We start from the raw sequence: 10,464 nt of genomic DNA, 5'->3' as shown, positions 1-10,464 counted from the left end.
GCACCGTCGCAATCGCCGCCGTCAGCGTCGTCTTGCCATGGTCCACGTGACCAATCGTGCCCACGTTCACGTGCGGCTTCGTACGGGTGAATTTTCCTTTTGCCATTTTCTATCCTTGAAAGAGCAGTGCCCGTGTGGGGTTTAACGTCTGCACCTTGTTGCTGGTTCTCCCGCCACGGGCAGCGAGAGGCACAAGGTCGCAGACAGATCGGATTTGCTTACTTCGAACGCGAGGCGACGATGGCTTCGGCCACGTTGCGCGGTGCTTCGGAGTAGTGCTTGAATTCCATCGTGTACGTGGCGCGGCCTTGCGTGGCCGAGCGCAGCGTCGTCGAGTAGCCGAACATTTCCGACAGCGGGACCTCAGCCTTGATGAGCTTGCCGCCACCGATCATGTCGTCCATGCCTTGCACCATGCCGCGACGCGAGGACAGGTCGCCCATCACGTTGCCGGCGTAGTCTTCCGGGGTCTCGACTTCCACGGCCATCATCGGCTCGAGGATCACCGGCGAAGCCTTGCGGGCGCCTTCCTTGAAACCGAAGATCGCGGCCATCTTGAACGCCATTTCGTTCGAGTCCACGTCGTGGTACGAACCGAAGTGCAGCGTGACCTTGACGTCGACGACCGGGTAGCCGGCCAGCACGCCCTGAGTCAGCGCTTCGATCACGCCCTTTTCGACCGCGGGGATGTACTCGCGCGGCACCACACCGCCCTTGATCGCATCGACGAACTCGAAGCCCTTACCGGCTTCGTTCGGCTCGAGCTTGAGCACCACGTGGCCGTACTGGCCCTTGCCGCCCGACTGGCGAACGAACTTGCCTTCGGCATCTTCGACCGTCTTGCGGATGGTTTCGCGGTAGGCCACTTGCGGCTTGCCGACGTTGGCTTCCACGCCGAACTCGCGCTTCATGCGGTCCACGATGATTTCGAGGTGAAGCTCGCCCATGCCGGAGATGATGGTCTGGCCGGATTCTTCGTCGGAACGCACGCGGAACGACGGATCTTCCGAAGCCAGGCGCTGCAGCGCAATGCCCATCTTTTCCTGGTCGGCCTTGGTCTTCGGCTCGACGGCCTGCGAGATCACGGGCTCAGGGAACTCCATGCGCTCGAGCGTGATGATCGCGTCCGGGTCGCACAGCGTTTCGCCGGTGGTCACATCCTTCAGGCCCACGCAGGCAGCGATGTCGCCGGCGCGGATTTCGTCGATTTCCAGACGCTCGTTCGCGTGCATCTGCACGATACGGCCGATGCGTTCCTTCTTGCCCTTGACCGGGTTGAAGACGGTGTCGCCCTTGCTCAGCACGCCCGAGTAGACGCGCACGAAGGTCAACTGGCCGACGTAGGGGTCGGTCATCAGCTTGAATGCCAGTGCCGAGAACTTTTCCTCGTCGGCCGGCTTGCGGGTGGTTTCCTTCTCGTCGTCATCGGTGCCTTCGACCGGCGGGATGTCCAGCGGCGAGGGCATGAGTTCGATCACGGCGTCGAGCATGCGCTGCACGCCCTTGTTCTTGAACGCGCTGCCGCACATCATCGGCTGGATCTCGCCCGCGATGGTGCGCGTGCGCAGGCCGAAGGTGATCTCTTCCTCGCTGAGGTCACCCTCTTCGAGGTACTTGTTCATCAGCTCTTCGGAGGCCTCGGCAGCGCTCTCGACCATCTTCTCGCGCCATTCCTTGGCGGACTCGAGCAGTTCGGCCGGGATTTCGCGGTACTCGAACTTCATGCCTTGCGAAGCCTCATCCCAGATGATGGCCTTCATCTTGCGCAGGTCGACCACGCCCTGGAACTTGTCTTCGGCGCCGATCGGAATCACGATCGGCACGGGGTTGGCCTTCAGGCGGTCGACCATCATCTGGCGCACGCGGAAGAAGTTCGCGCCGATGCGGTCCATCTTGTTGACGAACGCGAGGCGGGGCACCTTGTACTTGTTGGCCTGGCGCCAGACGGTTTCGGACTGGGGCTGCACGCCGCCGACCGAGTCATACACCATCACGGCGCCGTCGAGCACGCGCATGGAACGCTCCACCTCGATGGTGAAGTCCACGTGGCCGGGGGTGTCGATGATGTTGATGCGGTGTTCGGCCAGCGAATGGTCCATGCCCTTCCAGAAGCAGGTCACGGCAGCCGAGGTGATCGTGATGCCGCGCTCTTGCTCCTGCTCCATCCAGTCGGTCGTGGCGGCGCCGTCATGCACTTCGCCCAGCTTGTGGGTCACGCCGGTGTAGAACAGGATGCGCTCGGTGGTGGTCGTCTTGCCGGCGTCGATGTGGGCCGAGATACCGATATTGCGGTAGCGCTCGATGGGGGTCTTGCGTGCCATGAAAATTACTCCGTTAACGGATGAAAGCCCGCCCACCGCGCTCGGTGGGTCGGGCTTCCAGCCTGTCTGTTTTTAGGGGGACGACTCTTTAGAAGCGGAAGTGGCTGAAGGCCTTGTTGGCCTCGGCCATGCGATGCACTTCATCGCGCTTCTTCATGGCGCCGCCACGGCCTTCCGTGGCTTCCATGAGTTCGTTGGCCAGACGCAGGGCCATCGACTTCTCGCCGCGCTTGCGGGCGGCTTCCTTAATCCAGCGCATCGACAGCGCCAGACGACGGACCGGGCGCACTTCGACCGGCACCTGGTAGTTCGCACCGCCCACGCGGCGCGACTTGACTTCGACCATCGGCTTGACGTTGTTGATGGCGATGGTGAAGGCTTCCAGCGGGTCCTTGCCCGGGTTCTTCTTCTCGATCTGGTCGAGCGCACCATAGATGATGCGCTCGGCGATTGCCTTCTTGCCGCCTTCCATGATCACGTTCATGAACTTCGACAGCTCGACATTGCCGTACTTGGGATCCGGCAGGATTTCACGTTTGGGGACTTCGCGACGACGTGGCATTTTTCTAACCTCTTTGCTTCAGTTGGCGCCGATTCCGGCACCGCGAGAGCCAACAAGACCCTCACTTACTCGACCCAACAGCGGGTCACTACGCTCGGCGCGCCTGCCAGGGCACCCGAACACCGTTGAACGACAGGAAGGCTTAGGCCTTCTTGGGACGCTTCGCGCCGTACTTGGAACGCGACTGCTTGCGGTCTTTCACGCCTTGCAAGTCGAGCGAACCGCGCACGATGTGGTAACGCACACCGGGCAAGTCCTTGACACGACCGCCGCGAACCAGCACGACGCTGTGTTCCTGCAGGTTGTGGCCTTCGCCGCCGATGTAGGAAATGACTTCGAAGCCGTTGGTCAGGCGCACCTTGGCGACCTTACGCAGCGCCGAGTTCGGCTTTTTAGGGGTCGTGGTGTAGACCCGGGTGCAGACACCGCGACGTTGCGGCGAGTTCTGCATGGCAGGGCTCTTCGACTTGATCTTTTCGACCTCGCGACCCTGACGCACCAGTTGATTGATGGTTGGCATGAATGAATAAATCCCAAAACACTCCGGCCGGATTCCTCTTCACGACGTGACATGACGCGAGGGGCCGGGAGATGACGAAAACGTGAAACCCTTCGGTTTTTTCCGAAAAGCCCACGAGTATAGCACTGACGTCAGCCGAGCAACAGCTACTTTATCCAGAGTCGGACGGCGTCCCACGCGCGACCCAGGAGGCCCGCCTGTTCCACGGCGTCGAGTGCAACCAATTGCACCTCTGTCACCGGCTGATCCGCCAGCGAGACCTTCAGCGTGCCGACGGCCTGGTTCTTGGCAAGGGGCGCAACCAATGGATCCGGGCGCGCCACGTAAGTCTTGATCTTGCTGACGGACCCGGCCGGGACCGCCACCACGATCGCCTCGGGGCGGCCGAGCTTGACCGTGTTTTCCTTGCCCTTCCACACCGGCGGTGTCGCGACGGCCTGGTTGGCGTCGAACAGGCGAACCGCGTCATAGGCGGTAAAGCCCCAGTTCAGGAGCTTCTGGGATTCATTGGCGCGCGCGTTTTCACTGGCGGCGCCAAGCACGATGGTCAACAGGCGGCGGCCACCGCTCAGGTTCGGGAAGTCGCGCCTGGCCGTGACCACCATGCAATAGCCCGCGGCTTCCGTATGGCCGGTCTTCAGGCCATCGACGGTCGGGTCGCGGAACAGCAGCAGGTTGCGATTGGTGTCGTTGGTCGATGGCGTGCCGGGAAAGCGGTACTTCTTGATGGAGTAGTAGTGCATGTACTCCGGGAAGTCGCGCATCAGGCGCGTCGCCAGGATGCTGAGGTCGCGTGCGGTCGTCGTGTGGCCCGGCGCGGTGAGGCCCTCGGGATTCTTGTAGACGGTGTTCTTCAGGCCGAGCGCCTTGGCCTGCTCGTTCATGAGTTCGACGAAGTGCTCGACGGTGCCGCCCACGCCCTCGGCCAGGGCAATGGTCGCGTCGTTGCCCGACTGGACGATCAGCCCCTTGATCAGGTCCTCGACCGGCACCTGCATCTTCGGGTCGATGAACATCCGCGAGCCGGGCATCTTCCAGGCACGCGTGCTGACCGGCAACGTCTGCTGCAGGTTGATCTTCTTGGCCTTGAGCGCGTCGAAGACCAGGTAGGCCGACATCAGCTTGCTCAGAGAGGCGGGCTCGACCGGGCTGTCGATGTCCTTTTGCGCCAGCAACTGGTTGGCGGTGACGTCGAGCAGCAGGTAGCTGCGCGCCGCGACCTCGGGTGGCGCCGGCACCTGGGCGACGGCGATCAGGCAAACGGATGCGGCGGCGGTCACTGCCAACGCGCGCAGCGTCTTGAACAAACGATTCATGGGGGGGTGCGTGAGACGAAAACTAGCCCGCGCGGAGATGGCGGACGACAAGATTCTTCAGCAGCGGCAATTGTCCGTGAAAGAAATGTCCGCCTCCTGGAACGACTGTGACAGGAAGTGACTGCGGCCGGGCCCAGTCCATCACCGCCGCAAGCGGCACGGTGTCGTCGTGCTCGCCGTGGACGACCAGCGTGCGTTCGTGCGAGTCGGGCGGCAGCGTCGAGACCGCAAAGCGCGACGCGGCCGTGCCGACGAGAACGACATGGCGGATGTCGCGCGCGGCCCAGAGCGTTTCGATGGCACCGCTGGCGACGAAGGCGCCGAACGAAAAGCCCGCGATGGCCAGCGGCCCCTCGGGCGCCAGTTGCCGGACGATCTCGAGCATGTCCTCGCGCTCGCCCCGACCTTCGTCGTGGACGCCCTCGCTCGCGCCCACGCCGCGGAAGTTGAAACGCACGGCCGTCCAGCCGCAGGCGACGAAAGCACGCGCCAGCGTCTGCACGACCTTGTTGTCCATCGTGCCGCCGAAGAGCGGATGCGGGTGGGTGATCACGGCGACGCCCAGTGCGGGGGTTCCGTCGGCAGCGGGATCGCGCAGTACCTCGATGGCACCTGCGGCGCCCGTCAATCGATGCTTCTCGGTGCGGGAATTCATCGGGGCGGCCTCAGCGTCCGACGTCGGGGGGAAGCAACAGGCGATCGACGACCTGCCCATTCTTCAAGTGGGACTCGACGATCTCGTCGATGTCGTCCTTGTCGACGTAGGTGTACCAGACCGCTTCGGGATAGACCACTGCAACCGGACCACCCGCGCAACGATCCAGGCAACCCGCCTTGTTGACGCGGACCTTGCCGGGCCCGGCCAGACCCTCTTCCTTGACTCGCGACTTGCAGCGGTCGAAACCCTCCTGCGCGCTGTGCTTGGAACAGGAGTCTTCGCCACTCTTGCGTTCGTTCAGGCAGAAGAAGATGTGGCGACCGTAGTAGCCCGCAGGCGCGGGGGTGCTTGAACTGGACATCGATCCATTCTATTGAGCGTCGCCGCGGCCATGCGTCAGCAGGGTCGGTTCGCGCTCAGGCGCCCTTCGCGCGGCTGGACAGCGCCATCAGCACGTAGCCGAGCGTTGCGAAAGGCCACAGCCATCCCAGCCACTGGGCGAGCCCGTGAAAGCGGATGAAGCGCCCCTGCTCCCAGGTTGCCAGCGTTTGCGCGAAATAGGCGCTTTCGGGCGCCTGGTTCAGCAGGCTCAGGTGCACCACCAGCGCGACGAGCAGCAGGGCCGCGCAGAAGCGGCGAGGCGCCCCCAAGAGAAGAACGCCGACGAACAACGCTGCCGCGATGCCGATCTGGACCGGCAGGCTCAGCCAGGCCCAGGCGTGCTCCGGCCCGTAGCTGAGCGCGGCGGACAGCGCCGTTGCCGCCATGCCGCCCAGCAGCGTGAGCGGAAGGAGAATGGCGCGCCGTGCGATGGAATGCGTGATCAGGAAAGCGAGCAGGCACGGCACCAGGGCGCCCAGCATGACGCACAGCAGTTCAACGCCGGGCACCAGGGGCTCGAGCTCGAACTGGCGCACCGGCAGCCAGTCGATGAACGGCGTATCGAGCAGCCATTCGGAAATCGCCGTCTCGACCCGCTCGAACACCTGCCCGAGCCCGAAGGTGACCGCGGCCGGGAACAGCAAGGCCGGGGGCCACAAGGCCAGCAGCACCAAACCGCCGCGCGAATCCTCGACGAACCAGTTGGAGCGGGTCCGATGCCAGTGGGCCACCGCGCCGAATCGTTCGAGGGCCGCCGCGAGCACTGCACCCGCCAACGCGCCGGCGGCGTTCAGGCCGAGGTCCACATTGGAAGGAATGCGCGCCGGCAGGTAGCTTTGCAGCGTTTCCATGGCGAACGCGATCGCCGCGCCCACCACCGACGCGCGAAGCACGGCTCCCACGACGCCCGCCTCGGGACGGGTGCGCAGCACGACGATCGCGGCCAGGAAGCCGAGTGGCATGTAGCCGACGACATTGATCCCGAAATCGAAGCCGGTCCAGTACCTGGGCCAGGGAGCGGCCAGATAGGCCCAGGGCGCAATGCCCTGGTCGCGCCAATCCGCGAAAGGATAGAGGCTCGCGTAGACGATGAGCGCCGCGTACGCGAGCGCCAGCGGCAAGGCAACGGACTTGTGCTGCTGCGTTGCCACAGCGCTCAGAAAGGCTTGACGACGACCAGCACCACGATACCGAGCAACAGGAGCACGGGCAGTTCGTTGAACCACCGGTACCAGCGATGGCTGTGCTGGTCGTTGCCCGCCGCGATGCGGCGCAGGAGCACGCCGCAGCCGTGGTGATAGCCGATCACAACCAGCACCAGTGCCAGCTTGGCATGCATCCAGCCATTGCCCGCGCCGCGCCCGATGCCGTAGCCCAGCCAGAGCCACAGGCCGAACCCCAGCGCCGGCACCGCCAGGAAGGTGGTGAAGCGAAACAGCTTGCGCGCCATGAGCACCAGCCGCGCGCGTTCGGCGACGGATTCCGGAGCCACCATCGCCAGGTTGACGAAGATTCGCGGCAGATAGAAAAGGCCCGCGAACCAACTGGCGATGAAGACGATGTGCAGCGATTTGACCCAGAGCATGGCGGCAGTTTAAGTGGGCCCTTTCCGGCGCCAACTTGGGCAATGGTCAGGATGCGACGCACAAAAAAAAGCCCGGCGTCGAACGCCGGGCTGGGAAGCCCTTTTGCTGTCACACATCAAGGCACCCGCTCAGGGAGGAAAAGCGGGGAGCGGCAAGCCGCCCAGGACAGAATTTAACAAAGGCAAAACAACCTATCAAGCAACCAGTGACTTTTTTTGACCTTTTGGTTGATAAAAACAATACTGACAGATTGTTTTGAGCATGTTTCCAACGAAAAGTCGTACAGAAGCATTCGCCCACGACGCCCCGAGTCGTTGGGGCACAATTTTCGACATGACCCTTCATGCCCCATTTCCCGCCGGCCGGCCGCGCCGGTTGCGCAGGGATGCTTTCACGCGCAATCTCGTACGTGAGCACATGCTTTCGCCGCACGACCTGATCTATCCCGTCTTTGTGCAGGAAGGAAGCAAGCGTCGCGATGCGGTCCCGTCCATGCCTGGCGTCGAACGGCTCAGCCTGGATCTGCTGCTGCCCGTGGCAGAGCAATGCGTGGCGCTGGGAATCCCCGTCATGGCCTTGTTTCCCGTCGTCGATGCGTCGCTGAAGACCCCGGCCGGGGACGAGGCCTTCAATCCCGAGGGCCTCATTCCGCGCGTCGTCGCCGCGCTGAAGGCGCGCTTTCCGGAACTCGGCGTCATGACCGACGTCGCCCTGGACCCCTACACCAGCCACGGCCAGGATGGCCTGCTCGACGACACGGGCTACATCCTCAACGACCCGACCGTCGAAGTGCTGGTCAAGCAGGCGCTGGCGCAGTCGCAGGCCGGCGTGGACATCGTCGCGCCGAGCGACATGATGGACGGCCGGATCGGCGCGGTCCGCAACGCGCTCGAATCGCGTGGCGACATCCACACGCGGATCATGGCCTACAGCGCCAAGTACGCGAGCGCCTTCTACGGCCCCTTCCGCGATGCCGTCGGCTCGGCCGCCAACCTCGGCAAGAGCAACAAGAAGGTCTACCAGATGGACCCGGGCAACAGCGACGAGGCGCTGCGCGAGGTCGCGATCGACATCGCCGAGGGCGCCGACATGGTGATGGTGAAGCCCGGCATGCCCTACCTGGACATCGTGCGGCGGGTGAAGGACGAGTTCCACGTGCCGACCTTCGCCTACCAGGTCAGCGGCGAGTACGCGATGCTCAAGGCCGCCGCCCAGAACGGATGGCTCGACCACGACGCGGTGGTGCTCGAAAGCCTCCTGGCCTTCAAGCGCGCGGGTGCCGACGGAGTGCTCACCTATTTCGCGCTCGATGCCGCCCGATTGCTGAAGCAGGCTTGATGCGCATTTTCAAGATCGAAGGCACGCGGGTCAGCGAACACGACGCGCTCGCTCCCATGGCCGCACCGGGAGCCTGCGAGCAAGGCTACCTGTGGCTGTCCATGACGCGGGAGGAGTTCCGCGCCTCGCTCCCCCAGGTGCAGGATGTCCTGCAATCGCTCTGCAACACCCATCTGGTCGACCTGCACGTGAGCGACCTGCTCAACGACCAACTGCCGTCGCGCTACGACTACACGTCGCAGTACGACCTTCTCGTCTTTCGACGCCTGGCCGCCTCCAACGGGACGGACCAGTCACCGAAAGCCGATGAGCCCGCAGCCCGGCATGGCGGCCCACCCGTGCTCCGCCGCGTCGACACGCGGCCCGTGGGCTTTGCGGTGTTCGATCGCGTCCTGCTGTCGGTCCACCCCGAAGACGGCGCCGTGCGCGATGCCTTCGCCGCCAAGCTGCTTGCCGCGGCCGCGCCGGGCGACCGCGGTCGCCCGGCCCTGCCCGCCCTGGACGTGCGCGCCATCTCCGCGCGAATCCCTTCGAGTCCGGCGGATCTCATGCTGCGAGTCGTCAACCAGATCGTCGATGCCTACCTCGATCTCCGGCGAGAGCTGACCCGGCAACTGGATCACTGGCAGGCCGAGCTGATCGACCCCCGGAGCCGGTTCACGAACTGGAGCGAACTCATGGGTGCCCGGCAGTCGCTGCACCATCTGGACGAGATCTGCGAGGACCAGCGCGCCTGCATCCAGGACTGGATCGATTCCCTCGAAACCCTGCCAACGCCGGCTGGCGCCATCGAGCAGCGCGAAAACGAACTTGTCATGGTCCGCAGCCGCGACGTGCTGGAACACATCGAGCGCGTGGTGCACCACGTGCGGCGGCTCGAGCAGAACGCCGAAACCGCCGTGCAGATGCATTTCAGCGTCCAGAGCCATCGCGCGAACGACATCATGCGGGTGTTGACGGTGCTCACCGCCGTGTTCCTGCCGCTCAACCTGATCGCGGGCATCTTCGGCATGAACTTCGAGTTCATCCCGCTCGTGCACAAGGCCGATGGCTTCTGGATCGCGATGGGATCCATGGGCGTGATCGCGGTGGTGCTCGTGGTCGTGTTCTGGCGCAAGCGCTACCTGGCGCGGCCGCACTAGGAACTGAACGGCAAAGAAAAAGCCGGGTGGCGCTGCGCACCATCCGGCTTCTTGTCAGGCCGAAGCCTGGAGGATTACTTGGCCGTGGCCGCGCCGTCCTTTTGCGCCTGGACGCGGGTGTCGACCGACTTGTTCATGGTCGAGATCACGCGGCTGTTGTACTTCGAGCCAGGGACCACATTCGAGTCCACGGCGTTCGCGGTCGCGATGGCCTGCGCGCGAACTGCAGCCGGGTCGGCGGTCGGGGTGAAGCGCTCGGCGCCACGCGAACCGCGGGGGATGTTCTGGTCTGCGGCGGCAGCGGCGCTCACGGCTTCAGCGTTGACTTCGGCGCGGCTCTTGGCCGAAGCGCCGGCGTGCACGCCATCATAGGTTTCGGCCTGCGCGCCAGCGGCGGCGAGGATCGACAGAGCGGCAGCGGCGAGGATGTGCGAGGTCTTCATTTCAGTTCCTTGTTCGTCGGAGTTTGTTGTCAAAACCAGGCTCGCTGTCGCTGGCCTGTGCGGCGAGTCTCCAGTGAAATGCCTACGGGAAAACACCGAGAAACGAGACACCGTGTTTCCGGGTTCGAAACAATCCCGTGCGAAAAGCCGGCGCCAAAGAAAAAACCGGGCCGCGCTCTCGCACGGCCCGGCCTTCA

The 10,464-nt window shown here is 64.2% G+C and carries 12 protein-coding genes; 2 read left to right on the top strand and 10 right to left on the bottom strand.

The genetic code is table 11. From position 1 onward, the window contains the following. From QTH97_RS20660 to QTH97_RS20620, 9 genes are all read right to left on the bottom strand, one after another. Positions 1-106, bottom strand: a 106-nt coding sequence (locus QTH97_RS20660; RefSeq protein ID WP_007829589.1) for a GTP-binding protein, incomplete at its 3' end; no start/stop codon positions are given. Between the two features lie 112 nt (positions 107-218). Next, the gene (gene fusA / locus QTH97_RS20655; protein ID WP_286570319.1) at positions 219-2,321 is read right to left on the bottom strand and encodes an elongation factor G; all 2,103 of its coding nucleotides are present in this window, start codon (positions 2,319-2,321) and stop codon (positions 219-221) included. A gap of 88 nt (positions 2,322-2,409) precedes the next feature. Beyond that, on the bottom strand, positions 2,410-2,883 hold the full coding sequence (gene rpsG, locus QTH97_RS20650) for a 30S ribosomal protein S7 (RefSeq protein WP_286508375.1): 474 nt from the start codon (positions 2,881-2,883) through the stop codon (positions 2,410-2,412). A gap of 142 nt (positions 2,884-3,025) precedes the next feature. Further along, positions 3,026-3,403, bottom strand: coding sequence for a 30S ribosomal protein S12 (gene rpsL, locus QTH97_RS20645; RefSeq protein WP_028249584.1), 378 nt, complete (start codon positions 3,401-3,403; stop codon positions 3,026-3,028). A 146-nt stretch (positions 3,404-3,549) separates the two neighbouring features. Continuing rightward, positions 3,550-4,719 carry a D-alanyl-D-alanine carboxypeptidase family protein gene (locus QTH97_RS20640; RefSeq protein ID WP_286570318.1) on the bottom strand — a complete coding sequence of 390 codons (1,170 nt, stop codon included), beginning with the start codon at positions 4,717-4,719 and terminating at the stop codon, positions 3,550-3,552. A gap of 22 nt (positions 4,720-4,741) precedes the next feature. Next, the gene (locus tag QTH97_RS20635) at positions 4,742-5,374 is read right to left on the bottom strand and encodes an alpha/beta hydrolase (RefSeq protein WP_286570317.1); all 633 of its coding nucleotides are present in this window, start codon (positions 5,372-5,374) and stop codon (positions 4,742-4,744) included. A gap of 10 nt (positions 5,375-5,384) precedes the next feature. Further along, positions 5,385-5,738, bottom strand: coding sequence for a (2Fe-2S) ferredoxin domain-containing protein (locus tag QTH97_RS20630; protein WP_286570316.1), 354 nt, complete (start codon positions 5,736-5,738; stop codon positions 5,385-5,387). Positions 5,739-5,793: 55 nt separating this feature from the next. Next, positions 5,794-6,909, bottom strand: coding sequence for a VanZ family protein (locus QTH97_RS20625; protein ID WP_286570315.1), 1,116 nt, complete (start codon positions 6,907-6,909; stop codon positions 5,794-5,796). Between the two features lie 5 nt (positions 6,910-6,914). Next, entirely contained in the window at positions 6,915-7,343 is a 429-nt protein-coding gene (locus QTH97_RS20620) for a CopD family protein (protein ID WP_286570314.1), read from the bottom strand. Between the two features lie 334 nt (positions 7,344-7,677). On the opposite strand from QTH97_RS20620, the gene hemB reads away from it, so the two are divergent. After that, on the top strand, positions 7,678-8,682 hold the full coding sequence (gene hemB, locus QTH97_RS20615) for a porphobilinogen synthase (RefSeq protein ID WP_286570313.1): 1,005 nt from the start codon (positions 7,678-7,680) through the stop codon (positions 8,680-8,682). Beyond that, a complete protein-coding gene (locus tag QTH97_RS20610; protein WP_286570312.1) occupies positions 8,682-9,824 on the top strand; it encodes a magnesium transporter CorA family protein in 1,143 nt (380 codons plus the stop codon). Before hemB ends, QTH97_RS20610 begins: the two co-directional genes overlap by 1 nt. Positions 9,825-9,898: 74 nt before the next feature. Here QTH97_RS20610 and QTH97_RS20605 read toward each other — a convergent pair whose 3' ends face one another. Next, on the bottom strand, positions 9,899-10,267 hold the full coding sequence (locus QTH97_RS20605) for a DUF4148 domain-containing protein (RefSeq protein ID WP_286570311.1): 369 nt from the start codon (positions 10,265-10,267) through the stop codon (positions 9,899-9,901). Between the last annotated feature and the right edge of the window lie 197 nt (positions 10,268-10,464).

Origin of the sequence: Variovorax gracilis, from assembly GCF_030317115.1 — a bacterium.
Taxonomy (GTDB): Bacteria; Pseudomonadota; Gammaproteobacteria; order Burkholderiales; family Burkholderiaceae_C; genus Variovorax; species Variovorax gracilis.
This window is presented reverse-complemented; position numbering and strand designations above follow the sequence as displayed.

Coding starts and splice junctions, on each gene's coding strand:
- fusA (WP_286570319.1), bottom strand. CDS start 2,321: ATGGCACGCAAGACCCCCATCGAGCGCTACCGCAATATCGGTATCTCG.
- rpsG (WP_286508375.1), bottom strand. CDS start 2,883: ATGCCACGTCGTCGCGAAGTCCCCAAACGTGAAATCCTGCCGGATCCC.
- rpsL (WP_028249584.1), bottom strand. CDS start 3,403: ATGCCAACCATCAATCAACTGGTGCGTCAGGGTCGCGAGGTCGAAAAG.
- QTH97_RS20640 (WP_286570318.1), bottom strand. CDS start 4,719: ATGAATCGTTTGTTCAAGACGCTGCGCGCGTTGGCAGTGACCGCCGCC.
- QTH97_RS20635 (WP_286570317.1), bottom strand. CDS start 5,374: ATGAATTCCCGCACCGAGAAGCATCGATTGACGGGCGCCGCAGGTGCC.
- QTH97_RS20630 (WP_286570316.1), bottom strand. CDS start 5,738: ATGTCCAGTTCAAGCACCCCCGCGCCTGCGGGCTACTACGGTCGCCAC.
- QTH97_RS20620 (WP_286570314.1), bottom strand. CDS start 7,343: ATGCTCTGGGTCAAATCGCTGCACATCGTCTTCATCGCCAGTTGGTTC.
- hemB (WP_286570313.1), top strand. CDS start 7,678: ATGACCCTTCATGCCCCATTTCCCGCCGGCCGGCCGCGCCGGTTGCGC.
- QTH97_RS20610 (WP_286570312.1), top strand. CDS start 8,682: ATGCGCATTTTCAAGATCGAAGGCACGCGGGTCAGCGAACACGACGCG.
- QTH97_RS20605 (WP_286570311.1), bottom strand. CDS start 10,267: ATGAAGACCTCGCACATCCTCGCCGCTGCCGCTCTGTCGATCCTCGCC.